This window comes from Arthrobacter sp. 08Y14 (genome assembly GCF_002929455.1).
Lineage (GTDB): Bacteria > Actinomycetota > Actinomycetes > Actinomycetales > Micrococcaceae > Arthrobacter_B > Arthrobacter_B sunyaminii.
Window position 1 is genome coordinate 498,045 of the sequence record NZ_PJIX01000001.1, and the last position, 24,259, is coordinate 522,303.

At 65.2% G+C, this 24,259-nt stretch carries 20 protein-coding genes, 3 tRNA genes and 1 pseudogene; 6 read left to right on the forward strand and 18 right to left on the reverse strand.

The genetic code is table 11. The features are described from left to right. Window positions 1–98: 98 nt before the first annotated feature. Window positions 99–172: transfer RNA gene (locus CXR03_RS02305), tRNA-Met, on the reverse strand. Window positions 173–252: 80 nt separating this feature from the next. Continuing rightward, window positions 253–324, reverse strand: a tRNA-Thr gene (locus tag CXR03_RS02310). A 197-nt stretch (window positions 325–521) separates the two neighbouring features. Between CXR03_RS02310 and CXR03_RS02315 the strand changes: the two genes are divergently transcribed. Next, the gene (locus tag CXR03_RS02315; protein WP_258073456.1) at window positions 522–1,895 is read left to right on the forward strand and encodes a protein kinase; all 1,374 of its coding nucleotides are present in this window, start codon (window positions 522–524) and stop codon (window positions 1,893–1,895) included. Between the two features lie 169 nt (window positions 1,896–2,064). On the opposite strand, the gene CXR03_RS02320 is transcribed toward CXR03_RS02315, so the two are convergent. The 3 genes from CXR03_RS02320 to CXR03_RS02330 form a co-directional block, all read right to left on the reverse strand. Further along, the gene (locus CXR03_RS02320) at window positions 2,065–3,969 is read right to left on the reverse strand and encodes a DEAD/DEAH box helicase (protein ID WP_104052836.1); all 1,905 of its coding nucleotides are present in this window, start codon (window positions 3,967–3,969) and stop codon (window positions 2,065–2,067) included. A gap of 415 nt (window positions 3,970–4,384) precedes the next feature. Further along, on the reverse strand, window positions 4,385–5,059 hold the full coding sequence (locus CXR03_RS02325) for an MOSC domain-containing protein (RefSeq protein WP_104101665.1): 675 nt from the start codon (window positions 5,057–5,059) through the stop codon (window positions 4,385–4,387). A gap of 67 nt (window positions 5,060–5,126) precedes the next feature. Then, window positions 5,127–6,425, reverse strand: coding sequence for a glycosyltransferase 87 family protein (locus tag CXR03_RS02330; RefSeq protein WP_258073457.1), 1,299 nt, complete (start codon window positions 6,423–6,425; stop codon window positions 5,127–5,129). A 127-nt stretch (window positions 6,426–6,552) separates the two neighbouring features. On the opposite strand from CXR03_RS02330, the gene CXR03_RS02335 reads away from it, so the two are divergent. After that, window positions 6,553–7,734, forward strand: a complete 1,182-nt coding sequence (locus CXR03_RS02335) for an amidohydrolase (protein WP_104052841.1) — start codon at window positions 6,553–6,555, stop codon at window positions 7,732–7,734. Next, the gene (locus tag CXR03_RS02340; protein WP_104101667.1) at window positions 7,731–8,174 is read left to right on the forward strand and encodes a hypothetical protein; all 444 of its coding nucleotides are present in this window, start codon (window positions 7,731–7,733) and stop codon (window positions 8,172–8,174) included. The genes CXR03_RS02335 and CXR03_RS02340 overlap by 4 nt, the downstream gene beginning before the upstream one ends. A gap of 13 nt (window positions 8,175–8,187) precedes the next feature. Here the strand turns inward: CXR03_RS02340 and CXR03_RS02345 are convergent, their stop codons facing one another. Both CXR03_RS02345 and CXR03_RS02350 read right to left on the reverse strand, forming a co-directional pair. Then, a complete protein-coding gene (locus CXR03_RS02345) occupies window positions 8,188–9,336 on the reverse strand; it encodes a cystathionine gamma-synthase (protein WP_104101669.1) in 1,149 nt (382 codons plus the stop codon). A gap of 32 nt (window positions 9,337–9,368) precedes the next feature. After that, entirely contained in the window at window positions 9,369–10,748 is a 1,380-nt protein-coding gene (locus tag CXR03_RS02350) for a cystathionine beta-synthase (RefSeq protein ID WP_104101670.1), read from the reverse strand. A gap of 125 nt (window positions 10,749–10,873) precedes the next feature. Here CXR03_RS02350 and CXR03_RS02355 point away from each other — a divergent pair, with 125 nt between their 5' ends. Then, the gene (locus tag CXR03_RS02355; RefSeq protein ID WP_104101672.1) at window positions 10,874–11,869 is read left to right on the forward strand and encodes a DNA-3-methyladenine glycosylase; all 996 of its coding nucleotides are present in this window, start codon (window positions 10,874–10,876) and stop codon (window positions 11,867–11,869) included. Here the strand turns inward: CXR03_RS02355 and CXR03_RS02360 are convergent. The 6 genes and pseudogenes from CXR03_RS02360 to CXR03_RS02385 all read right to left on the reverse strand — a co-directional run bounded on the left by CXR03_RS02360 (window position 11,866) and on the right by CXR03_RS02385 (window position 18,055). After that, a pseudogene (locus tag CXR03_RS02360) lies at window positions 11,866–13,484 on the reverse strand (AMP-binding protein). The gene CXR03_RS02355 and the pseudogene CXR03_RS02360 overlap by 4 nt on opposite strands. Window positions 13,485–13,554: 70 nt before the next feature. Then, window positions 13,555–15,156 carry an ammonium transporter gene (locus CXR03_RS02365; protein WP_104101674.1) on the reverse strand — a complete coding sequence of 534 codons (1,602 nt, stop codon included), beginning with the start codon at window positions 15,154–15,156 and terminating at the stop codon, window positions 13,555–13,557. Between the two features lie 285 nt (window positions 15,157–15,441). Next, a complete protein-coding gene (fdhA, locus tag CXR03_RS02370; protein ID WP_104052857.1) occupies window positions 15,442–16,668 on the reverse strand; it encodes a formaldehyde dehydrogenase, glutathione-independent in 1,227 nt (408 codons plus the stop codon). 274 nt (window positions 16,669–16,942) lie between these two features. Further along, entirely contained in the window at window positions 16,943–17,341 is a 399-nt protein-coding gene (gene trxA / locus CXR03_RS02375) for a thioredoxin (protein ID WP_104101676.1), read from the reverse strand. A gap of 139 nt (window positions 17,342–17,480) precedes the next feature. Beyond that, window positions 17,481–17,562, reverse strand: a tRNA-Tyr gene (locus tag CXR03_RS02380). 136 nt (window positions 17,563–17,698) lie between these two features. Then, window positions 17,699–18,055 (reverse strand): hypothetical protein, encoded by a 357-nt coding sequence (locus CXR03_RS02385; RefSeq protein ID WP_146070443.1) that lies wholly within the window; start codon window positions 18,053–18,055, stop codon window positions 17,699–17,701. A gap of 127 nt (window positions 18,056–18,182) precedes the next feature. On the opposite strand from CXR03_RS02385, the gene CXR03_RS02390 reads away from it, so the two are divergent. Continuing rightward, window positions 18,183–18,674, forward strand: coding sequence for a YajQ family cyclic di-GMP-binding protein (locus CXR03_RS02390; RefSeq protein WP_104101679.1), 492 nt, complete (start codon window positions 18,183–18,185; stop codon window positions 18,672–18,674). 311 nt (window positions 18,675–18,985) lie between these two features. On the opposite strand, the gene CXR03_RS02395 is transcribed toward CXR03_RS02390, so the two are convergent. The 3 genes from CXR03_RS02395 to CXR03_RS02405 all read right to left on the reverse strand — a co-directional run bounded on the left by CXR03_RS02395 (window position 18,986) and on the right by CXR03_RS02405 (window position 21,939). After that, on the reverse strand, window positions 18,986–19,666 hold the full coding sequence (locus CXR03_RS02395; RefSeq protein ID WP_104101681.1) for a histidine phosphatase family protein: 681 nt from the start codon (window positions 19,664–19,666) through the stop codon (window positions 18,986–18,988). A gap of 65 nt (window positions 19,667–19,731) precedes the next feature. After that, entirely contained in the window at window positions 19,732–20,604 is an 873-nt protein-coding gene (gene htpX / locus CXR03_RS02400; protein WP_104101682.1) for a zinc metalloprotease HtpX, read from the reverse strand. A 63-nt stretch (window positions 20,605–20,667) separates the two neighbouring features. Further along, entirely contained in the window at window positions 20,668–21,939 is a 1,272-nt protein-coding gene (locus CXR03_RS02405) for an MFS transporter (protein WP_104101684.1), read from the reverse strand. Window positions 21,940–22,056: 117 nt separating this feature from the next. On the opposite strand from CXR03_RS02405, the gene CXR03_RS02410 reads away from it, so the two are divergent. Continuing rightward, window positions 22,057–22,800 (forward strand): MBL fold metallo-hydrolase, encoded by a 744-nt coding sequence (locus CXR03_RS02410; protein WP_104101685.1) that lies wholly within the window; start codon window positions 22,057–22,059, stop codon window positions 22,798–22,800. On the opposite strand, the gene CXR03_RS02415 is transcribed toward CXR03_RS02410, so the two are convergent. Next, window positions 22,797–23,498, reverse strand: a complete 702-nt coding sequence (locus CXR03_RS02415; protein ID WP_104101687.1) for a triacylglycerol lipase — start codon at window positions 23,496–23,498, stop codon at window positions 22,797–22,799. The two genes, CXR03_RS02410 and CXR03_RS02415, sit on opposite strands and share 4 nt — an antisense overlap. After that, window positions 23,498–24,253 carry an alpha/beta fold hydrolase gene (locus CXR03_RS02420; RefSeq protein ID WP_104101689.1) on the reverse strand — a complete coding sequence of 252 codons (756 nt, stop codon included), beginning with the start codon at window positions 24,251–24,253 and terminating at the stop codon, window positions 23,498–23,500. The genes CXR03_RS02415 and CXR03_RS02420 overlap by 1 nt, the downstream gene beginning before the upstream one ends. Window positions 24,254–24,259 lie beyond the last annotated feature (6 nt).

Genomic DNA, 24,259 nt, shown 5'->3' on the forward strand with positions numbered 1-24,259 from the left:
GGCAGCATGCGGGCCCAACTGGACAGGGATTGTGCGCGGCAAGTGGGCAACCGGCAGGAAAAAGAAAAAACCCCCGGAAAACCGGGGGTTTTAGTCTGTAGCGGTGGGGAGGCTCGATCTCCCGACCTCACGATTATGAGTCGTGCGCTCTAACCAACTGAGCTACACCGCCACTAAATGAGTGAAGCCCGCGTCCCTAAATTGGCCTCTGCAAAAACAAACAGCCTTAGCAACACGGGCCCTCCCATTGAGAGCCCCGACCGGGAATCGATCCCGGGACCTCCATCTTACCAAGATGGCGCTCTACCACTGAGCTATCGGGGCAACGAGTAAATACTTTACCAGTAGTTTTCGAGAACATGAAATCGGGCAAAAACCGCACAGATAAAGTGATCCGGGCCACTCTGAGCTGCGGGGAAATCTGCAGCTTCCCGAGCCCGCCGCTCCGCCTGGAAGGGGTGCCCCAAAGCAGGGTTTTCCGCCGATAGTCAGTATGCTTATGGGACGAGAAAGTAGGCATAGTGACAGATTCACCGCAGCACCCGGACGGTGCCCTGTTGGGCGGTCGCTACCGTTTGGAGCAACAAATCGGTGCCGGCTCCATGGGCACAGTTTACCGCGCCCGGGATGGATTCCTGGGCCGCGACGTAGCCGTGAAGGTGGTCCGGACTTCGGCTGCCACGGCAGAAGAACAACAGCAGGCCGACGCCGAGGCGAAGATCCTGGCACGGCTGAACCACCACAGCCTGGTGACTCTGCTCGACGCCGGAACACATCTCGCTGCTCCCGGTATCCAGCAGGTGTACCTGGTGATGGAACTGGTGGACGGTGCGGATCTGCGGCTGCGGCTCCAGGACGGACCGCTGGCTCCCCGCAAGGTGGCCCAGCTGGGCTATGACCTCGCGGTGGGTCTGGATTACATGCATGGCGCCCACGTGGTGCACCGGGACGTCAAACCGGCCAACATCATGCTCTTTGACTACCGCGGTGACGACGCCCGCCTCCGCGCCAAGCTCACCGATTTCGGCGTGGCCTTGATTGCCCGGGAGCCGCAGCCGCAGAACGGAACCTTCACTGGCACCGCTGCGTACATGAGCCCGGAGCAGGCCCGCGGCGAGGCGGTGGGAACGGAATCAGACATCTACTCGCTGGGCCTGGTGCTCCTGCAGTGCCTCACCGGCGTACCTGCTTACCCGGGGCCAGCCCTGGAGAGTGCTGTGGCACGCCTCCTGCGCACCCCTGCCATCCCCGAGGACCTCGAGGATGGGTTCCGGAGCCTGCTGACCGCCATGACGGCTCTGGAGCCCCGTGACCGCCCCTCCGCCCATGAGGCTTCCCTCGCCCTGTATGAGCTTGCGGTTGCACCCCGCGCCCGCCACCGGATGAGCCTGCCGCTGATTCCGGCCGACGAAGCCGAGCGCATCGCAGCTGTGCGGCGCTACAACCTGCTGGACACTCCCCCGGACGGTGCCTTTGACCGCATCACGGCCCTGGCTGCACGGCTGTTCTCCGTGCCGGTGGCGATAGTGAGTGTGGTGGACACGGACCGGATCTGGTTCAAGTCCCACCACGGAACGGACGTCAAGCAGATCGGCCGGGACCCGGGACTGTGCGCCTCGGCAATCCTGCAGGACGACGCCTGGGTGGTGTCCGACGCGCGGGTTGATCCGCGGACTCTGGCCAACCCCCTGGTGGCCGGCGAGTTTGGGATGCAGTTCTACGCCGGGGTGCCGCTGCAGACCCGCGACGGCTACAGCCTGGGCACCCTGTGCGTCTTGGACCGGGAGCCCCGGGAATTCACGGAAAACGATGTTCAGACTCTCGAGGATCTGGCCGCCATCGTCATGAATGACTTGGAACTGCGGCTGGAGAGCCAGCGCACACTGGTCTCCTGAACTGCATGACCGGGCCATGACGCACCGGGCTCCCCGGACTCCCAAGAGACTTCCACACGCAGAAAAGGAAAGGCACCTCCGATAATTCGGAGGTGCCTTTCCTGTGCGTCAGTAACTTATCTCAGAGCGGCCGCGCCTCTCGGCGCTGCCCCTCCTAAAAGCCCGGTGCTTAGTCGCGGAAACGCGGTGCGCGGGTACCGGCCGGCTTGAAGCCGCCGCGGTCGCCGTCACGCTTCTTGAAGCCGCCGCGGTCGCTGCCGCTGCGGTCACCGAAGCTGCGCTCGCCGTCGCGCTTCTTGAAATCCTTCTTGAAGCCGCCGCGGTCGCCGCGGTCATTGAAGCCGCCGCTTTCGCGTTCGCGGGCCGGCTTGCGGCCGTTGTCCAGCTCGAGGTGGATCAGCTCGCCGCCGATCCGGGTGCGGGACAGAGCGCGCAGCTGGTCCTGGCTGAGGTCAGCCGGGAGCTCAACGAGCGTGTGGTCGGCGCGGATGTCAATGCCGCCGATCTGTGCGGAGGACAGTCCGCCTTCGTTGGCAATGGCGCCAACGATGGAGCCGGGCATGACGCGCTGGCGGCGGCCGACGGCGATGCGGTACGTTGCATTGCCTTCGGTCAGCGGGCGTGTCGGGCCGCGGGATCCGTTGCCGTCGTTGCGGCCTTCGGAGCGCTCGCGCTGGCGGGCCGGAGCCTGGGGAATTTCTTCCATCAGCAGCGGGCGGCCGCCCTGTGCCATGACGGCCAGTGCAGCGGCAACTTCCTCGGCGGTGACGTCGTGGTCAGCAAGGTAGGTCGTGACCAGGTCGCGGAACACCGAAACGTCTTCGGACGCCAGGGTTTCGGTGATCTGCTCGGAGAACTTCGCCAGGCGCTTGTTGTTCACAATGTCGATGCTCGGAAGCTGCATGTGCTCAACGGGCTGGCGGGTGGCCTTTTCGATGGCCCGCAGCAGGTACTTCTCGCGCGGGGTCATGAAGAGGATCGCGTCGCCGGTGCGTCCTGCACGGCCGGTGCGGCCGATGCGGTGGACGTAGGACTCCGTGTCGTGCGGAATGTCGTAGTTGATGACATGGCTGATGCGCTCAACGTCAAGGCCGCGGGCGGCGACGTCGGTGGCAACCAGGATGTCGATCTTGCCGCTGCGCAGGGCCTCGACGGTGCGCTCGCGCTGCTGCTGCGGGATGTCACCGTTGATTGCTGCGGCCAGGTAACCGCGGGCCTTGAGCTTGTCAGCCAGGTCCTCGGTGGCCATCTTGGTGCGGACGAAGGCGATAACGCCGTCGTAGTCTTCGCTTTCCAGGATGCGGGTCATGGCGTCCAGCTTGTGCGGGCCCATGACCTGCACGTAGCGCTGGCGGGTGTTCGCACCGGTGGTCGTCTTGGACTTGACCGTGATTTCCGCCGGGTTGTTCAGGTACTTCTTGGCGATCTTGCGGATGGCGCCGGGCATGGTGGCGGAGAACAGTGCCACCTGCTTGTCGGCGGGCGTGGTCGCCAGGATCTGCTCGACGTCTTCGGCGAAGCCCATGCGGAGCATTTCGTCGGCCTCATCCAGAACCAGGTACTGCAGGTTGGACAGGTCCAGGGAACCCTTGGAGATGTGGTCGATGACGCGTCCCGGGGTACCGACAACAACCTGGGCGCCGCGGCGCAGGCCGGCCAGCTGGGGGCCGTAAGCGGAGCCGCCGTAGACGGGCAGGACGGTGAAGTTGTCCATGTGCTTGGCGTAGGAAGCGAAGGCTTCAGCGGACTGGAGGGCCAGTTCGCGGGTCGGTGCCAGCACCAGGATCTGGGTGTCCTTGGTGGCGGGCAGGCCGGCCATCAGGGACAGGGCGGGAACAGCAAACGCGGCAGTCTTGCCGGTACCGGTCTGCGCCAGGCCGACGACGTCGCGGCCTTCAAGCAGGAGGGGAATGGTGGCTGCCTGGATGGGGGACGGCTTTTCGTAGCCGACGTCAACCAGGGCCTGCAGAACGCGGGCATCAAGACCGAAATCGGTGAAGAGAACCTGGTTCTCTTCAGCTGCTTCGGGAGCGGCGGTTGCTGCGGTGTCAGTGTTTTCTACAGTGTCAAGCAAAAGAAATAATCCTCATTCATTGGGACCGCGCGGCCAATATCGGCCGCAGGACGTAAGTCCGGCGCTGTTGCAATCCCATGGCAGGACTTTCCGTCACAGCTGTAGGCCAATTTCACTGGATTGTGAGGCGTGGCCGGTGTGACGATTTCTTTGCCGGCGCTCCCAAAAAGATGAATCTGCCCGCATTCGAAAACGCGAGCCCCAACACAACGTACCTAACGGTCAGAAACCGTAGGAAAATAAGGGAATACCGGAGTGGGGGATGTTTCAAGTGTACGGCATGCCGGGGGTGGCCCGTCCACAGTTGCCGGTGAGCTTGGGCACACGGCTCATCATCAGCTGTTTTGGCCGGTCTTCCGGCTCTCGATTTTGCTGGTTTGCCGGCGTTTTCGGGAGTTCGCTTGATCTTTTGGATTTATCGGGCGGCGGCCGCGGTTTCCCGGGACTGCCGTGATTCCAGGGTGCGCAGGACCTTCTTGATTTCCGGGGACAGCACCAGTCCACCTTTAGCCTCCGCGTCGGCCAGCAGCCCGGCCTGTGCCGGACTGAGCCCGCGGAAAACATCGCCGGAGGTCACCCCGTGTTCCGGACGCCGGATAACAGTCACCGGGTCTCCTGCGCTGATGGTCCCGTTGCGGACAACGCGCAAATAGGTTCCCACCCGGCCGGCCGCAGCGAACCGCTTCACCCAGCCGGGCTGCTCCATCCGCTGGGCAAAATTCCGGCACGGTGTGCGGGGGCAGGTCACTTCCAGGATGGTCCGGTCCCCGATCTGCCAGCGCTCACCGATCACGGCCTCGGATACCGGAAGGCCCGCAATCCGCAGGTTTTCCCCGAAAAGGCCCGGAGGAATGTCCGTACCCAGTTCGCTTGCCCAGTAGTCGGCGTCGTCCTGCGAATAGGCGTAAACGGCCTTGGATTCCCCGCCGTGGTGCTTGCGGCTGGCCTGGATGTCCCCGCTCAAACCGAGACCGTGAACCTTCACGGGCCCGACGACGGGACGCTTGTCGATTGCCGTCACGCCGGTGGAATCGGTGGTGGGCAGCAGTTCGTGGACGCGGCACACGGCCAGCAGGGTTCCCGGGGTCATGCCGATGATTCTACGAGGCTGGTTTGTGTTCCGCACGGCTTTCACCGTCGACGGACAGCTGCCTGACTTACGGCTGAACGTTCTTCACGGGAGCCAGCGGGATTTGTTCCGAAACGGACTGTTTCCACCAACGCTGCGGGCGGCTCTTCCACAGCGCGACGAGCCACCAGGCCATCAGGCCCACTCCCCAGAAGACACCGGCGCTGGAGGCCATGAGCCATGCCTCGGGTATTTGGGAATCAAGGTTTGGTGCCCCCATGAGCCAGCCAATGGCCTTGGGCGAGAGCAGGAAAACCACAAAGGACGAGACCAGCAGGACCATGCCCCAGCGGCGCACCCCTGTTCCCTGCTGTGTAAAGTCCGCAATGTTCCGCCAGAGGACCGGGATGAAGAGGGCCACCCACACCCAGTGGTGGGACCAGGAGACCGGTGAGATCAGCAGCATGAGGAGCGCGGTTGCAGCCAGGGCAGTGAGCAGGTCTCCGCGGTTGCCGGCGAGCCGGATGATCACGGCCGCCGCAGCAATCATCAGCAGCGACAGCAGCAGCCAGGGCAGGTCCACGGGGAAATCCGGTCCGGTGAAATGCAGGATGGCGCCCTTGATACCCAGGTTGTCCACATATCCGGCCCCGCCAATCCGGGAGGTGTCGGGCAGCAGCTCGGCCCAATAGGTGCGTGATTCCCGTGGCAGGATCAAGAAGCCGAGCCCAAAGGTGGCCAGGAAGCCAAAGGTCATGTTGCGCAGTCCGCGCCAGTCTCCGCGCGCCAGGTAATACAGGCCGAACACCAGCGGCGTGAGCTTCAAGCCGGCGGCGACGCCGGTCAGCAGTCCGGTGGGCCAGGTGTCCCGCTTAATCAGGAAGTCCGCCATGATCAGCCCGAACAGCAGAATGTTGATTTGCCCGAACGCCAGGGTTTCCCGCCAGGGTCCCAGCAGGATCACGAAACCAATGCCGGCCAGGGCCAGCGGACGCAGCCACTGGTGCTTGAGGACGGCGCGCACTCCCGGCTGCCGGAAGGCGTAGGCAACACCCAACACGGCAGTGGCTGCGGCGATCAGCAGCGAGATGCCGGTGAAAATGTTGAGTCCCAGGCTCTGCCCGAACGGCGCCAGAACGGCGAACAGGAGCGCTGAAAAAGGCGGATACGTGAACAGGAGGCTGCTGCCCTCGCGGTACCGCAGTTCCTTGGTGTAGAGCTCGCCTCCGGCGTCGATCACGCTCTGTCCACCGGTCAGGTACACGCTGAAATCCAGCCCGTGCCGGGGGCTAATCACAAAGGCTGCAGTGATCATGAGTGCCGCAGCGAACAGCGCCGCCAGAGTTACTGCCAGCCGGGCCATTCCGGATCGGGTCTTCAGGCCCATGATTCTCCCTGCACTACAGCCAACTGAGATATTAACGCTCGCAAGTCTACCGGGGGCCGCGCATCGGTGAACTGTCCGGGGCACAGGATAGGCTGGGCGCAGTCAATCCATCATTGGAAGGTTGCTCATGTCCGCACCGCTTTTGGCCATCGTTAATGCCCGAGTTGTTCCCGTCACTGCGCCGCCGTTCGACGGCACGGTGGTGCTGGAAGACGGCAGGATTCGGGAGCTTGGCCCGGACGTCACCGTTCCGGAGGGAGCGCAGGTCATCGACGCCGGCGGCCAGTGGCTGCTGCCGGGCCTGGTCGACGCGCACACCCACCTCGGCGTGCATGAAGAGGGCGAAGGCTGGGCCGGCAACGACACGAATGAAATGACGGACCCTGTGATGGCCGGGGTCCGCGCCATCGACGGCGTCAACCCGCACGATCTGGGTTTCGATGATGCGCTCGCCGGAGGGGTCACCGCAGTGAACATCAACCCCGGTTCCGGCAACCCCATCGGCGGTCTGGCCGTGGCCCTGCACACACACGGGCGGTACGTGGAGGAAATGGTCCTCCGCTCCCCCAGCGGCCTGAAATCCGCCCTCGGCGAGAATCCCAAGCGCGTGTACAGCGACAAGAAGCAGACCCCGTCCACCCGGCTGGGCACGGCGCTGGTGATCCGCAAGGCGTTCATGGATGCGCAGAACCACATGGGAAAGAACGACGACGACGACCGCGACCCCCAGCTCGAAGCCCTCGCCATGGTGCTGCGCCGGGAAATCCCGTGGCGCCAGCACGCCCACCGCGCCGACGACATTGGCACGGCCCTGCGGCTGGCCGACGAGTTCGGGTATGACCTGGTCCTGGACCACGGCACCGAGGCCCACCTGCTGGCAGACGTACTGGCCGAGCGCGGGGTGCCGGTGCTGATCGGCCCCCTGTTTACTACCCGTTCCAAGGTGGAGCTGCGCCAGCGGAGCATGGAAAACCCGGGCAAGCTGGCCGCAGCGGGCGTGGAAATCTCCATCATCACCGACCATCCGGTGGTGCCGATCAACTTCCTGATCTATCAGGCGGCCCTGGCGGTGAAGGAAGGACTGGATCCCGAGACAGCCCTGCGTTCGGTCACCATCAATCCCGCCAAGGTCCTGGGCCTGGCAGACCGCATCGGTTCGCTTGAGCCGGGCAAGGACGCCGACGTTGTGCTCTGGAGCGGAGATCCGCTCGATGTCATGCAGCGGGCGCTGACCGTGTGGATCGGCGGACGCGAGGTCTACCGCTATGACACCCAGACCCGGACGCCCGTGGTGGCAGGCCGCCAGTGACCGGACCCGCAGACCGCAGCCCCGTGACGAACAGTCCCCGCACTCCTCTGCCCAAGATCATCCGGGCCGCTTTCGGAGCCTGGCTGGCGGCGGCCGTCCTCGTAGCCGTGGCCGGGATTTCCTTCATCACGTCAGCGCAGACCCAGCACCGCGACGGCGCCGCACTCACCAGTTTGGGGCTGGTGACCCTGGCTGTTGCGGTGGTGATGGGGTTTTATGCGCTGCGCCTGCGGACCGGGAAACGCAGCGCACGCGAGACACTCACCACCGTGGGCATGATTCTCGGGATACCGCTGCTGTTCCGCGGTCCGGCGCTGATCGCCCTCGGCGCCGTCCTGCTGCTGTGTGTGCTGCTGCTGTGGCTGCCGCAAAGCAGCAGGTTCTTCCAGGAACGAGATCCCAAGGCCCGCCGCCGGCTCCTGGGCCGGCGGCGGCCCTAAGGCTGCAGGTTTCCTACAACTGGTCCAGTGCCTGCTGCAGATCCGCGATCAGGTCTTCGAGATCCTCGATGCCCACGGAAAGCCGCAGCAGGTTCTCCGGAACGGCAAGCTCGGTGCCCTTGACTGATGCGTGCGTCATTTCCGACGGATAATTCATCAGCGACTCGACCCCGCCCAGCGACTCCGCCAGTGTGAACACGCGGGTGGATTCGGCCACCTTCCTGGCCGCGGCCTCGCCGCCCTTGAAGGACACTGAGACCATTCCGCCGAAGTCCTTCATCTGGGCCTTGGCCAGGTCGTGTCCGGGGTGGTCTTCCAGCCCCGGATAGAGCACGTTTTCCACGGCGGGCTGGTCCCGCAGCCACTTGGCGACCGCCATGGCGTTGGACGAATGCCGGTCCATCCGCACGCCCAGGGTCTTCAGTCCGCGCGTGGTCAGCCAGGCTTCCATCGGAGCGGACACCGCGCCGACCGCAAACTGGATGAAGCCGATCTTCTCGGCGGCGGCGTCGTCGTTCAGGATGACCGCGCCGCCAACGGCGTCGGAATGCCCGCCGATGTACTTGGTCGTGGAGTGCACCACCATGTCCGCGCCCAGTGCCAGCGGCTGCTGAAGGTACGGGGAAGCGAAGGTGTTGTCGACAACCAGCCAGGCCCCGGCGTCGTGCGCGGCCTGGGCGACGGCGGCAATGTCGGAAATCTTCATCATGGGGTTCGACGGCGTTTCCAGCCACACCATTTTGGTGTTGCCGGCGGCGATGGCCCGGGTGAGGGCGCCGACGTCGGACATGTCCACCGCAGCGTTGGTGATGCCCCACGCGGAGAGAACCTTGTTGATCAATCGGTAGGTGCCGCCATATGCGTCGTTGCCGAGCACAATGTGGTCCCCGGGGGCCAGGAGGGCGCGGATCAGGGCGTCCTCCGCGGCCAGCCCGGAGCTGAAGGAGTACGCGTGGGCCCCGCCCTCCAGCGCGGCCAGCTGGTCCTGCAGCGCATCGCGGGTGGGGTTGGTGCCGCGGCCGTATTCGTAGCCGTTGCGCAATCCGCCAATGCCGTCCTGGGCGTAGGTGGTGCTTTGGTATAGCGGCGGAATGACCGCACCGGTGGTGGGGTCCGGGGTCTGGCCCGCGTGGATGGCGCGGGTGTTGAAGCCTTCGCTCATGGTTTGCTCCCTTGCTTCAGGATGGATGTCGGTTAGACGCTCATGTAGGACAGCAGGTCATGCCGCGTGAGTATTCCCACCGGCGCGCCCTCTGAGGTGACCATGACGGCGTCGTTCTCCTGCAGTTTTTCCTTGGCGGCAGCCACAGAGTCCCCGGCGCCGACCATTGCCAGCTGCGGTCCCATGTGGTCCCTGATGCTGTCAGTGGGCTTGGCCTCGCCGCGGAACAGCTTCTCCGTCAGCGAGCGCTCGTCCACTGATCCGAGGACCTCGCCGATGCGCACCGGCGGTTCCTGCGACAGGACCGGAATGCACGAGACACCGTACTCATTCAGGATGTTGATCACGTCCAGGACCGTCTCGTTGGGATGGGTGTGCACCAGGTCCGGCAGCGCGGCGTCCTTGGTGGCCAGGACGTCGCGGACGGCGGCTTCCTGCTCGGTTCCGTGCAGGAAACCGTAGGAGCGCATCCACTCATCGTTGAAGATCTTGCCCATGTAGCCGCGGCCGCTGTCCGGCAGCACCACCACCACCACGTCGTCGGGGCCCAGATCGCGGGCAGCGCGCAGGGCCGCCACTACTGCCATGCCGGAGGAGCCGCCTACCAGCAGGCCTTCCTCCCGGGCGAGCCGGCGGGTCATGGCGAAGGACTCCGCATCGTTCACGGGAATCACCTCGTCCGGAACGGACGGGTCATAGTTGCCCGGCCACATGTCCTCGCCTACGCCCTCCACGAAATAGGGACGCCCCGTGCCGCCGGAGTACACCGACCCCTCCGGATCGGCGGCAATGATGCGCACCGGGCCAGTTGGGCGGTCGGCGGAGATGTCCTTGAGGTAGCGGCCGGTGCCCGTGATGGTGCCGCCCGTGCCGGCGCCGGCCACGAAGTGGGTCACCGTGCCGTCGGTGTCCGCCCAGATCTCCGGGCCCGTTGACTCATAGTGGCTTTCCGGGGCGGAGGGGTTAGAGAACTGGTCCGGCTTGTAGGCGCCGGGGATTTCCCGGACCAGGCGGTCGGAGACTCCGTAATAGGAGTCGGGGCTGTCGGGTGCGACGGCGGTGGGTGTCACCACCACTTCGGCGCCATACGCGCGAAGCACATCGCGTTTCTCCACCCCCACCTTGTCCGGCGTGACGAAGATGCAGCGGTAACCCTTTTGCTGTGCCACCAGTGCCAGGCCGACGCCGGTGTTTCCGCTGGTGGGCTCGATGATGGTGCCGCCGGGCTTCAGCTTGCCCTCCCGTTCAGCGGCCTCGATCATCCGGACCGCGATGCGGTCTTTGATGGATCCGCCCGGGTTCAGGTATTCCAGCTTCACGAGCACCGTGGCCGCGATGCCGTCGGTAACGTGGTGCAGCTTCACCAGCGGGGTCTTGCCGATCAGGTCCAGGACAGTATCTGCAAACTTCATGTGCAACACGTTACTTGTTCGGTTCCACGGGTCCAGCTTTCCCCGGAACCCGGCGTAGCAAAAGCCACACCGCCCGGCCCCCTCCCCGGCCCTGAGCTGACAGAGGTGCGTGCAACCATGGAGATATGTCCTTCTCCGTACCGGTGTCCGCCGCTGGGGGACCCGGCGCCTGCACCGGAGCCGGGCCGCTTTCCATCCTCTGGGAGTCGGACCGGCCGTTGAGCCTGGCCCAGACGCTGGGCATTCTGGCCCACGGCCGAAAAGATCCGTCTGTGCGGATTGGCCCCGGGGTTGCGTGGCTGGCGTTTTCGACGCCGGAGGGGAACGCAACGCTGGCACTCAGCGAGCAGCCCGCACCGGCACCGGGCGCCCGTGTGCTGGTCCGGGCCTGGGGGCCGGGCGCCGAGGCGGCGCTGGCTGGCGTTCCGGCTCTGCTCGGGGAACGTGATGACTGGACGGCCTTTGATGACCCCGACTTCGCCGCTTCCCTCCCCGCCGCAGTGGCGGAAACCCGGCGCCGGAACCCCGGACTGCGGCTGCCCAGCACCGGCCGGATGCTGGACAGCATTGTTCCCGTCATCCTGGAACAGAGGGTCACCGCCATGGAGGCCTATTACGCGTGGCGGTATCTGCTGACCAAATACGGTGCCGATGCTCCGGGCCCGGCACCCGCCGGCTTGAAAGTGCCGCCCGGTGCCGAAACCTGGCGCCGGGTTCCGAGCTGGGAGTGGCACCGTGCCCGGGTGGATTTCCACCGGTCCGGCACCGTTCTGCGGGCCTGCGGAGCTGCCTCCGGTCTGGAACGGCTGTCCGGAGTTCCGCTCGGCACGGACCTGACGGAACGGTTGTGTTCGCTTCCCGGCATCGGCCCCTGGAGCGCTGCGGAGATCACCCAGCGCACGCACGGCGCTCCGGACTCAGTCTCCGTGGGTGACTACCACCTGGCAGCGTTCGTGGGTGAAGCGCTGACCGGGCGCAGGACGGACGACGCCGGGATGCTGGAGCTGCTGGAGCCCTGGCGGGGCCACCGGCAGCGGCTCGTGCGGCTGCTGGTGCTGAGCGGCTTCCGGAAGCAGGCCTTCGGGCCGCGGCTGGCCCCGGAGGACCACCGCGGCCGTTAGGGCACGGATTTCTCTGCGTTCGGCGCCGGAACCTTCGTAACCGGGACCAGCTGTTCCATCACTTCCTCGCGCATCTGCACCTTTCGGATCTTTCCCGACACCGTCATGGGAAAGCTGCTCCTCACCTGCACATAGCGCGGAATCTTGTAGTGGGCCAGCCGCCCCCGGCAGAACTCGGCAATGGACGCGGCGTCTGGAACAGGAGCGCCGGGAAGCGCAATGATGCAGGCCATAAGTTCCTCCCCGTAGCGCTCATCCGGGATACCGATGACCTGGACATCGGAGATGGAGGGATGAGAGTAGAGGAACTCCTCGATCTCGCGCGGATAGATATTCTCTCCCCCGCGAATGACCATGTCCTTGATCCGCCCCTCAATGCTGACGTAGCCCTCCTCATCCATCCGGGCCAGGTCACCGGTGTGCATCCATCCCTCGGAATCGACCGCCTCGGCTGTCTTCTCCGGTTCATTCCAGTACCCGGCCATCACGCTGTAGCCGCGGGTACACAGCTCGCCGATTTCCCCGACCGGCACTGCCTGTCCGGTTCCGGGATCCACCACTTGGTTCTCCAGATGGGGCATGGTCCGTCCCACGGTCCGGGTCCGGCGCTCCAGCGAATCCCCGCGGCGGGTCATAGTGGATACCGGGGAGGTTTCCGTCATTCCGTAGCAAATGGCCACTTCCGCCATGTTCATGTCCCGGATGACGCGCTTCATGATTTCCTCCGGGCACGGAGACCCGGCCATCACCCCGGTGCGCAGGGTGGAGAGGTCATATCGGTCAAAGTCTTCCAGTCCCAGTTCGGCGATAAACATGGTAGGAACCCCGTACAGGGAGGTGGCCTGCAGGCTCTGGACAGCCTCCAGAGCCACAGCGGCATCGAACGTTCGGGACGGAATGATGGTGGCGGCGCCGTGGGACAGAGCGGCCAGGTTTCCAATGACCATGCCAAAGCAGTGGTAGAACGGCACCGGAAGCACCACTCGGTCCTTTTCGGTGTAGCCCAGGAGCTCTCCGATGAAGTATCCGTTGTTCAGGATGTTGGAGTGCGTCAGCGTGGCACCCTTGGGGAACCCCGTGGTGCCGGACGTGTACTGGATATTGATGGGATCCCCGGGCCGCAGGGTGGCCATCCGCTCTTTAACTGCGTCGGCCCCGGCCGGAGCTGGCGCGTCTGCAGCAGCCCGGCGGCCGTCCGTTGCAAGGGCGGCGAAGCCGTCGGCCCCCTCCCCGGCCAGGAAAATGAGTTCGAGGGAGCCGGCCTGCTGCTGTGCCTCACGGGCCATGACCTCGTAATCGCTGCGGGGATCCCCGGGTGCCGTGAACAGCATCCGCATGCCGCTCTGCCTCACAACAAAATCGAGCTCACTCTGCCGGTACGCAGGATTGACGTTGACCAGGACCGCCCCGGCCTTCGCCGTCGCATATTGAAGGAGAGTCCATTGGCGAGATCATCGACGTCGCGGTTAAACTCCGCATAGGTCCATGACCGCCCGGTGGGGACATCGATCACCGCGTCGGCGTCCGGAAAGCGGCGGACGATCCGCTCCAAGTTGGCTCCGATGGTTTCGTCCAGAAGCGGGGTGGGAAAAGGTGAAGACGCGTAAGAGGGCAAGGCACAGGCTCCTTCGGCTGCGGGACAAGACTGTCCCGACGCTACCAAGACCTGCCGCGCCTGCGAAGGGCTAATAGGGGGTAATCGCCAATCGGTAGATGGACGACGGCTCAGCCCCAAAGCGCTTCAGCACTGCCACCACCGCCTCCTCGTGCTCGCGGTCAACGGCCACCTGTGCGCGCAGCCGATCCTCGAAGTCCATTTTCCGTTGGTCGCCGCGGAAGTTTTCCGTACGCACCCTGTCCGAGTACACCGCGGAGTCTGCCAGTTCCAGGGATCTGGCCCCGGCCAGCAACAGGGCATCGCGGAGGCCATCGATACGATCGGTGTTGACGACCGCGCTGATCAAATAGTCGGGGGCGTTGGAAGGGCTTTGAGCACCGTCTCCGGTTGTCGAGGTCATGTCGGAGCCTCGTCCTCTGGTGGTGGGCCGTGACGTGATCCCGCTGAGCGCGTAGGCTGAGGCGCCCTGCTGGATCTGGTCCAGGTCGTCCTGCTCCGGGCCGGGCTCGCGCAGCCCCATGGTGCGGCTGATGATCGCGGCAATTATCCAGCTCAGGATGAAGGAAAACAGGACCACGCACACAATGGCAACCACTTGGTGCCAGAGCAGCAGCCCGCCGCCTCCGTTGAACAGTCCGTCGTCGCTGGTTGCATTCACGGAGCTGTCCGCGAAGAAGCCCAGCAGGAAGGATCCCAGGACGCCGCCGATAAAGTGGACGGCGATGACGTCCAGGGCATCGTCATAGCGCAGCACGTGTTTGAGCCCCACCGCGAAGCAGCAGACGCAGCCGGCAATCAGCCCAATCAGCAGTGCTCCGCCGGTGCTGACAAAGCCGGCGCAGGGGGTGATGGTGGCCAACCCGGCAACGCCCCCGGAGACCGCGCCCACCAGGGTGGAGTGGCCGCTGGTCAGGCGTTCCACCAGCAGCCAGGTCAGCATGGCGGCACCGCCTGCCACGTGTGTGTTCATCAGGGCCTGGGCCGCAATGTCATTGGCCTGGAGCCCGTCGCCGGCGTTGAATCCAAACCAGCCGAACCACAGGATGCCGCCGCCCACCAGCATGAGCGGCAGGTTGTTGGGCGAAGTCTTGAGGTTGGGCCAGCCGCGGCGTCGCCCCACGACCAGCAGCACGGCGACGGCGGCGGCTCCGGCCGAGGCGTGCACCACCATTCCTCCGGCCCAGTCCTGGGCGCCGAGCTGAGTCAGCCATCCCTTGGGATGCCAGAGCCAGCGGGCCACCTGCGGATAGACGAGGATGGACCATGCGGCCAGAAAAACGGTCCAGCCGGCGAACTTCAGCCGACCCGCCGTCGCCCCCGTCAGCAGCGCCGGGGTGATGATGGCAAACATCATTTGGTAGGCGACGAAGGCGAGCGCGGGGATGGTTACCCCCGCCGCCACAGTGTGGAACTGGGGGGTGTCCACGTCGATCAGGGCAAACGCGTCGAACTCCCCCACCAGGGAGTTCCCCTGGTTGCTGAACGCCAGGGTGTAGCCCACCAGCACCCAGGTGACGGTGATGATGCCCAGCGGGATGATGTTCTGCATCATCATGGTCAGGACGTTGCGGACCGGAACCATGCCGCCGTAGAACAGTGCCAGCCCTGGAATCATGAAAAGCACCAGGCCTGCGCAGATCAGTACCCAGGCGGTATCCGCGCCGTTCACGGCCGGCCGTCCTGCGGGAAGATTCCCCGGACCCGCTTGTCCCGGGGTATGGATTGACCGTGGAAGGTGTATCGAGCAGCAAGCTTGCAAGTGGGCATGACATCCCCGTTCCGGCTCTGCATCAGGTGAATGGTGCCTCCGGCGCGCCGCAGACAGCGCGGGCCACCGGAGCTACGAGCTTACTTCCGCGGCCAAACCCATAAGAAGAGGACAGGTCCCTGCACGCAGCCAAAGGGCCGAAACCGTTTCCGGTTCCGGCCCTTTGAACTGCCCCCTGTGCTGCGGTCAGGACGCCCGGGCGCCCACCATGCCGTGCGGATCGATGACGTACTTGCGCGCCACCCCTGAGTCGAATTCACGGTAGGACTCCGGAGCCTGGTCCAGGCTGATGGGCGTGGCGTTGACAGCCTTGGCGATCTGCACCTTGTCATGCAGGATCGCCATCATCAACTCCCGGTTGTACTTCATCACCGGGCACTGGCCCGTGGTGAAGGCCAACGACTTGGCCCAGCCGGTTCCCAGATCGAGGCTCAGGGAGCCCTTCTGTGCCGCCTCATCCACTCCGCCCGGATCGCCGGTGACATATAGCCCGGGAATGCCCAGGGCACCGCCTGCAGCCGTGATGTCCATCAGTGAATTCAGCACCGTGGCCGGCGCCTCTGTGGCCGAACCGTGGCCATGGCCGCGTGCCTCGAACCCGACCGCGTCCACGGCGCAGTCCACTTCGGGGACGCCCAGGAGCTGTTCAATCTGGTCCTTGGGGTCCCCCAGGGACACGTCCACCGTTTCGCAGCCAAAGCTGCGGGCCTGAGCCAGGCGGTCCTTGTTCAGGTCACCGACAATAACGACGGCGGCTCCCAGCAGTTGCGCTCCGGCCGCTGCGGCCAGGCCCACCGGACCGGCACCGGCGATGTAGACGGTGGATCCGACGCCGACCCCCGCGGTGACCGCCCCGTGATAGCCGGTGGGAAAAATGTCCGAGAGCATGGTCAGGTCAAGGATCTTCTCCATTGCCTGGTCCTTGTCCGGAAACCGCAGCAGATTCCAGTCCGCATACGGAACGAGCACGTATTCGGATTGGCCTCCCACCCAACCGCCCATGTCCACGTACCCGTAGGCACTGCCCGGACGGTCCGGATTCACGTTCAGGCAGATGCCCGTTTTCCGCTCCTTACAGTTCTTGCAGCGTCCGCAGGAAATGTTGAACGGCACCGACACCAAATCCCCCACGGAATGGAATTCGACGTCAGGGCCGGTTTCCACGATTTCTCCGGTGATCTCATGTCCCAGGATCAGGTTGGGAGGCGCGGTGGTGCGGCCGCGGACCATGTGCTGGTCCGATCCGCAGATATTGGAGGTGACCACCTTCAGGATTGCCCCGTGGGGCACCTTGCGCCCCACATTGGCGGGATTGACTCCGGGTCCGTCCCGGAGTTCAAAGGTTGGATAGTCGATGTCCTGCACTTCCACTACACCGGGTTCTATGTAGGCAACTCCGCGGTTTGAGCTCATAGGTTTCTTCGCCTCGCCTTATCGTCGTTGATACGGGCCCGGGCTTCACCGATGTACGCCGTTTGGATGTACACCGTTTGCCGGAGCCGGTGCCGCCGCGGGATGCCTAGACCCTAGACCGGGACGGCGGCCGGCGCCAGAGTAACCCCGGCCGCGGCGCAACCGGTGCTGCCTGAGACGACGCGCTTAACGCATACCGCGGAGGTCCCCATTGAGGGGACCCCCGCGGTATGCGAAGCCTGTGCCGCTCATCGGTAGCGGCGGATGTGAACGGCTAGTTGGCCTGTCCGTCGGACCCGGCTGCTGCCTGTCCGCTTTCCTGTGCCTCGATCTGCTCGTGGACAGCCTTCATGTCCAGTCCCTTGACCGCATCCACCAATTCACTGAACTGGGAAGCGTTGAGCGCGCCGGGCTGCGAGAAAACCAGGACCTTTTCGCGGAAAGCCATCAGCGTAGGGATGGAGGTGATGCCGGCAGCAGCCGCCAGGCCCTGCTCTTTTTCGGTGTCCACCTTCGCGAAGGTGATGTCGTCATGCTTCTGGGACACGGCGTCGTACACCGGCGCGAACTGCTTGCAGGGGCCGCACCAGTCCGCCCAGAAGTCCACGAACACAATGTCGTTTTCCTCAATGGTCTCGGGGAACGTTGCCTCAGTGATGTCGATAGTTGCCATCCTTCAACGCTATCCGGGGGACGCGGAGATGTCTGCAGTTGTTCGCTCAGCGGTGAAGGCGGCAGCGCGGGGCCGCGCCCCGGGCAAGAAAAAACCCGCCCCGGCCAGTTTCCTGGCGGAGCGGGCTCTTCCCGTTCGGTGGCAGATACTGGATTCGAACCAGTGAAGGCGTTGCCAGCTGATTTACAGTCAGCCCCCTTTGGCCGCTCGGGTAATCTGCCGAACATCTTCGCGATCAACATCTTCGCGGAAGACTGCCGCAAGCGACTGCGGCCTAAACAACTTTACAGAACTTTTGCCCAAGATACGAATCGGCGGCGTGAATTGCTTCCTGCCCTGCCCTGAAGGCAGTCCGGACTAGAGCCCGCGGGCAATCCGTGACTGCATCTGAGCGTAGAACGCATCGGCCTGCGCCCGGGTTACGGCCCCCCACGCGACGGCGTTGGCCAGGTCTTCCCGGATGCCCAGCAACCGGCGCTCAGCTGACGCGTGGGGAGCGGAGACTCTCTCCTCAGCGCCGGCGACCGCTGCACCCAGCCCTTCCACCGGTGTCAGGAATGACCGCAGCTCCGATGCCTGCGCGGGGGCCGCGGCAGCTCCCACACCAGTGATGGAAACCGCAGCCAGCACGGATCCTGCCGCGGCGGTGCGGAGTTTGCCCATCTGGCTTCGTCGATGACGGGAATCGGACGGAGGGTTGGCGGTGTTGTTCACCCCAATACTGTCGCCCGGAAAGATGGGACCCGTCCCGGCAAAAGCTGGGTGCAGCCTGTGAGGGCTGCCACGGATGCCCGGACCTACTAGGCTGGATGCAGGAGAAAAACTACTGCAAGGAGCGCACATGGCCAGCGAGTCATCATTTGATGTTGTGAGCAAGATCGACAAACAGGAAGTTGCCAATGCCCTGAACCAGGCGCAGAAGGAACTGTCCCAGCGCTACGATTTCAAGGGCGTCGGCGCCGAGGTGGACTTCAGCGGCGAGAAGATCCTCATGAAGGCCAACTCCGAGGAGCGGGTCATGGCGGTCCTGGATGTTCTGCAGTCCAAGCTGGTCCGTCGCGGCATTTCCCTGAAGTCCCTGGATGCCGGCGAGCCGTTTGCCTCCGGCAAGGAGTACCGGATTGAAGCCTCCATGAAGGAAGGCATCGCCCAGGACCAGGCCAAGAAGATCAACAAGATCATCCGCGACGAAGGCCCCAAGGGCGTGAACTCCCGAATCCAGGGCGACGAGCTGCGCGTGACCTCCAAGTCCCGCGATGACCTGCAGGCGACGATGGCCCTGCTCAAGGGTGCCGACGTGGACGTGGACCTGCAGTTCATTAACTTCCGCTAGGCCTTCTGCGGCTGCCGCGGCAGCCGGTTATCCAGCGCAAGTACGACGACGGCGCCGCTCCCCTTGTTGGGGTGCGGCGCCGTCGCCTTGTCCGGGCATCTCCCTGCAGCACCTGTTCAGTCGGGCAGATCCGGGGGTTTCCGCCTGATCAGATGCCGCCTCTGTCGCTAGTACAGATAAGTCGCTAGTACAGATAAAGGGCTCATCAGCTCCGGATAACCCCTTTATCTGTGCGAAGGAATTCTCGTAGGCCCGTTATCTGTGCGAAGGATGGCCTGCTCCCCCGGTTCGCGCCTAGAGCTTCTTCGTGCCTAGAGCTTCACATCTTCGCCCGCAGGGCCATCCTCGCCGTAGTCCCGCAGGGCGCTGCCGCCCACTGCCTCACCCATCCAGGTGAGCAGCTTCCATGAGCCCTTCGTGCCTTGGCCGTCGCCGTCGACCCAGTCCATCACAGCCACGCCGGTGTTGCTCAGCGCGTTCTCCACGATGAAGTCGGGCTCCACATTCTCCGCCCGGGCCGTGCACCAGGCGCGGATCATGGCGCCGTGGCTGACCACCACAGGGTTTTTCAGTCCGGCTGACTGTAGTTCTTCGATCACTGCGTCAAACCGCGCGAAGGTTTCATGGCCGTCGGGTCCGCCGGGCATGTGCACGCCCAGATCTCCCCGAACCCAGCTGTAGACGGTTTTGAGGTAGGCAATGACGGCGTCGCGGTCATTGCGCGTTTCCAGATCGCCGGCAGAGATCTCCCGCAGCCCGGGGCGAACCTCCACGGGCAGGCCCAGAGCTGCGGCCAGCGGATCGGCAGTGAGCTGGGTCCGGACCAGGTTGGAGGCAAAGATGCCGTCGATGGGCTCATGGCCCAGGACTTCCGGCAACGCTGCTGCCTGGGCAAGGCCCAGCTCCGTCAACCCCGGACCGGGGACATCAGTGTCGAGGAAATGGTGCTCATTGGAGGGAGTCTGGCCGTGGCGGACAAGAATGAGGCGCATGCCTGAGAGCCTACCTTCGTCCGCCGGCCGGCGACTGTGCCGGACGGCGGAGACGAGAGCAGCGGTCAGGATCCGAGCGGACGTCCGGCCATGTTTTCCAGCCGGCGGATGCGGTCGGCCATGGGCGGGTGGGTGGCCAGCAGCCCGCGGACGCCGTTCCGGAAGGGGTTGGCGATCATCAGGTGCGAGGTGTTGACCAGCCGCTGGTCGTTGTTCGGCAGCGGTGCACGCTGGGTTCCGCTTTCGAGCTTGCGCAGGGCGGAGGCGAGCGCCAGCGGATCGTCGGTGAGCTTGGCGCCGTCTTCATCGGCGTCGTATTCCCTCGTCCGGCCAATCGCCATCTGGATCAGCGACGCGGCGAACGGGGCCAGAATAGCCATCGCGATCATGGCCAGCGGGTTGGCGTTGCGGCGGTCACCGCCGCCAAAAAACAGCAGGAACTGGCCCAGCGAGGTAATGACGCCGGCAATGGCAGCGGCCACCGAAGAGGTGAGGATGTCCCGGTTGTAAACATGCATGAGCTCGTGGCCCAGGACGCCGCGGAGTTCACGCTCGTCGAGCAGCGTCAAAATGCCCTCGGTGCAGCAGACAGCCGCGTGCTGCGGGTTGCGGCCGGTGGCGAAGGCATTGGGCGCCATGGTGGGCGAGATGTACAGCTTGGGCATCGGCTGTCCGGCGCGGGCCGAGAGCTCCCGCACGATGCGGTACATAGCCGGAGCCTGCTGTTCGGTGACCGGCACCGCCCGCATGGCGCGGATAGCCAGCTTGTCGCTGTTCCAGTAGCTGTACGCGGTGGTGGCCAGCCCAATGAACAGGAAGATCCAGATGAACGAGGAGCTGCCGGTTCCGCTGGAAAGCAGGGCGCCTATGCCCAGCAGCACGGCGAAGAGCACACCGAACAACGCGGCGGTCTTCAGTCCGTTGAAGTGTTGATGCACTTAGGTGGTCCTTTCGTCAGTGGATTCACCGATATCAACGTTTCACGGGGCGCGTCTGTTCCGCTACGGCTCCGGGTGCCGGGCGTCATACCGGGCGAAGCGCGGCTGGCTCCGAGCCAGCACACCCACCAGCACCACGCAGACCAGGCCACCGATAACCGCTGCCCATCCTTCACCCAGGAAGGAGGCGTCGACGCCGGCCACCAGGTCACCCAGGCGCGGGCCTCCGGCCACCACCACCACGAACACGCCCTGCAGCCGCCCGCGCATGGCATCCGGCGTCGCGGACTGCAGGATGGTGGAGCGGAAGACTCCGCTGACCGAGTCAGCGATGCCCGCGCAGGCCATGGCGACGGCGGCCGGGATGAGCCATGCCGTGGGTTCGGCGCCGTCGTTCCGTCCGGCCATCACCACCACCACACCGAACGCGGACACGGACAGGCCCCACGCCACCACCGACCACAGCACCGCCAGCCCCTGCCTGCGCACCGCACCCAGGGGCCCGGAAAAGAGACCGGCGAGGAAAGCGCCCACGGCGGTGGCCGCCAGCAGCACCCCCACCGTTGTGGCTCCCCCGCCCAGCAGCACGGCTCCGATGGCGGGCAGCAGTGCCCGGGGCTGGGCCATGACCATGGCGGCAAGGTCCACCAGGAAGGTCATGCGGATGTTGGGCCGGGTCGCCAGGAAGCGGAAGCCCTCCAGCACCGATTTCAGGCCGGCCTTCTGTACCTCACCAACGGGCGGCATCGGGTCCAGCCGGTACACCGCCCACATTGCGGCAGTGAAGGTGACGACGTCGACGGTGTAGGTCCAGCCGTAGCCCACCCGGGCGACCAGGACACCGGCCAGCAGGGGGCCGATGGTCATGGCCAGGCCGAAGGTGATCATGCTGAGGGCATTGGCGGCCGGCAGCAGCTCGGGCCGCACCAGCCTGGGAATGATGGCGCTGCGTGCGGGATGGTTTAGCCCGCCGGCACCGGCGTTGACTGCCACCAGGGCATAGAGCAGCCAAATGTTACCCAGTCCCGCCCAGGCCTGGGCGGCAATGCCGATCGTGGACAGCCACAGCAGAACGGAGGAGAACAGGGCCACTTTGCGGCGGTCGTACGCATCCACCACGGAGCCGCCGTAGAGCCCGGCCAGCACCAGCGGAACCAGCCCCACCAACCCGAGCAGTCCCACATAAAAACTCGACTGGGTCAGGGAATAGACCTCCAGGCTGACGGCCACCAGCGTCAGCTGGGTGCCGACGGCGGAAAGCGCCGTTCCGGTCCAGAGGCGGCGGAAATCCGGGCTTTCACGCAGCGGGGTCAGGTCAGCGAGGAGTTTCGGCACCCGAGCAGTCTAAGCCGGAGGCCGCCGGGCCCTCTTACAGGCGCCTCCGGCGGGTTGCCGGCATCGATAGACAGCACCCTTACGATGGAGGAAAAGCCGCGAATCTTTGGAGGTCACGTGTTTACCCGGAACGTTGCAGAGGGAATCCACCGCATCGAACATGCCTACGTCAACACCTACCTGGTGGAGGACGACGGCGGCCTGGCCATCATCGATGCCGGCCTGCCCGGCATGTGGCCGGAGCTGTCCCGGGCCGTCCGCGAATTGGGTTACGGGCCGGGATCCGTGTCGGCGCTGGTGCTGACCCACGCGCATTTCGACCATGTAGGCTCAGCCGCCAAAATCCGGCGGGAGTTCCGGACGCCCATTTTGGTGCACGACGACGACCGGTACATTGCGGCCCACCCCTACCGCTATGAGCATGAGAACAACAGGTTCCTCTATCCCGTCCGCTACCCCGCGTCGATCCCCTACCTGGGTGCCATGACCCTGGCGGGCGCGCTGAACGTCCGCGGTGTCACCGATGTGCACAGCCTCGGGGAAGACACCGGCTCCGCCCTTCCCGGATCACCGCGCATCATCCATACACCCGGGCACACGGCCGGGCACGTTGCCCTGCACTATCCGGACCGGGGCGTGCTGATCTGTGGGGATTCCCTGGTGACGCTCAACCCGTACACCGGTTCCAAGGGGCCGCAGATCGTTTCCGGAGCCGCCACCGCCAACAGCCCTGAGGCGCTTCGATCCCTGGAACTGCTCTCCGCGACAGGCGCCCCCACGCTGTTGACCGGCCACGGTGAGCCCTGGACCGGCGGTGCGGAGACCGCCGTCGAGCAGGCGCTGGCCCGCGGCGCGTCCTAGGGCTCCCGCTCGACTTCCTGCTTCAGCACATCCAGCAACCGGGGATCACCGATGGGACGAAAGTGCCCCATCGTTTCCAGCTGAATATTCCGCGCTCCGGGCAGGGAGCTCCCGCCGGGAATGTGGGGGTCGAAACGGCTGAACACCGAGGTGATGCGCGCGTTGACGTCACTGTTGTCCTGGAGCTTGAGTAGCAGCTTGTCGCGCGGCGAAAAGGCGCGGATGGACGGAACAAAGAAAAAGCGCGCGTAGACGGATCCGGAAAAGGGCGTGTTGACGGCGACCATGTGATCCACCCGCCGGGCGCCTTCCGGCAGCAGCATCAGCTGCTTGCCGATGAGGCCGCCCTTGCTGTGGGCCACCACAATCACGCTGCTGAGGTCCTGCTCCACGAGATACTGCTGGACCAGTTCCGCCATGCGGTCGATCCGGCCCCGGTTGAAGCCCAGCGGCGCCACCGTGTGAACCGGGTGGCCCCACGAGGAGAGCGCCTGCGCCAGCGGCCGCAGGAACTGCCAGTTCTCGTACACACCCGGAATCAGGACCACCGGGCGTCCCGCCGGCCTGCCCTCCGGCACCAGGTACTCGGACGGATCCTTCCGGAACAGGAACCCGTTCACCTGCCAAAACCCCACATAGGCATAGTCCGCTGCCCAGGCCCTGGCCAGCGCCGCCCAGCGTCGTATCCGCTGCGGCATCACTGCCCGCGTGCTGCTTCCCGAAGGAGCGCCGCGGTCTGCGCCGGCTCGGTGTACATACACACGTGCGGCTGGCCGGGCAGCTCCACGGCAACGGCTCCTGGGCGCGCGGCGGCCAGTTCCCGCAGCCAACGGGCGGGCACAATGGGGTCCCTGGCTCCGCGGACGAGAGTCACCGGAGCCTGAACCCCGCCGATGCGCTCCTCCAGCCGGTGCCGCACCATCTTCGGCATGGTGCGCAGGTACCAGCGGGGACCGGCCCGCAGATAGTCGGTCAGCAGAATCCAGTTGATCACCGGAGGTTCCCGCAGGCAGTCCTGGGCCAGCCGCAGTCCCTGCAGCACGGCATGGCGTTCCCCGCTGTTGGTCGTGGGCCCCATCAGCACCACGGAGGTCACCAGGTCCGGCGCGCACAGCGCCATTTCCGTCACCACTTGGCAGCCCATGGAATGGCCAACCCACTGGGCGGGACCGATCCCGGCAGCCCGGAGGGCATCACAGTTGATCTGTGCAAAGTCGGCCATGTCCAAGCCGTGGTGCGGTGTGGATGCGGAGCCGAAACCCGGCATTTCCAGCGTATGTACCGTGGAATCCTTCGCCAGTTCGTCCACCAGCCGGGAAAAATAGCGCCCGGAGGCTCCCAGGCCGTGCACCAGTACCGTGTGGCTGGCCCCGGACCCGTAGGTGCGGATGTCGACGTCGTACTCCCCCACCCGCACGCGCTTGTGGGTTGGCTGTGCCGTGGTGCCTGTCAAAGGATT

What these genes read in the sequence shown, in the direction of transcription:
- trxA (WP_104101676.1), bottom strand. Translation starts at nt 17,341, where the DNA reads ATGGCAACTATCGACATCACTGAGGCAACGTTCCCCGAGACCATTGAG.
- fdhA (WP_104052857.1), bottom strand. Translation starts at nt 16,668, where the DNA reads ATGAGCTCAAACCGCGGAGTTGCCTACATAGAACCCGGTGTAGTGGAA.
- CXR03_RS02335 (WP_104052841.1), top strand. Translation starts at nt 6,553, where the DNA reads ATGTCCGCACCGCTTTTGGCCATCGTTAATGCCCGAGTTGTTCCCGTC.
- CXR03_RS02325 (WP_104101665.1), bottom strand. Translation starts at nt 5,059, where the DNA reads ATGACCCCGGGAACCCTGCTGGCCGTGTGCCGCGTCCACGAACTGCTG.
- CXR03_RS02345 (WP_104101669.1), bottom strand. Translation starts at nt 9,336, where the DNA reads ATGAGCGAAGGCTTCAACACCCGCGCCATCCACGCGGGCCAGACCCCG.
- CXR03_RS02415 (WP_104101687.1), bottom strand. Translation starts at nt 23,498, where the DNA reads ATGCCGCAGCGGATACGACGCTGGGCGGCGCTGGCCAGGGCCTGGGCA.
- CXR03_RS02350 (WP_104101670.1), bottom strand. Translation starts at nt 10,748, where the DNA reads ATGAAGTTTGCAGATACTGTCCTGGACCTGATCGGCAAGACCCCGCTG.
- CXR03_RS02355 (WP_104101672.1), top strand. Translation starts at nt 10,874, where the DNA reads ATGTCCTTCTCCGTACCGGTGTCCGCCGCTGGGGGACCCGGCGCCTGC.
- CXR03_RS02395 (WP_104101681.1), bottom strand. Translation starts at nt 19,666, where the DNA reads ATGCGCCTCATTCTTGTCCGCCACGGCCAGACTCCCTCCAATGAGCAC.
- CXR03_RS02330 (WP_258073457.1), bottom strand. Translation starts at nt 6,425, where the DNA reads ATGGGCCTGAAGACCCGATCCGGAATGGCCCGGCTGGCAGTAACTCTG.
- CXR03_RS02390 (WP_104101679.1), top strand. Translation starts at nt 18,183, where the DNA reads ATGGCCAGCGAGTCATCATTTGATGTTGTGAGCAAGATCGACAAACAG.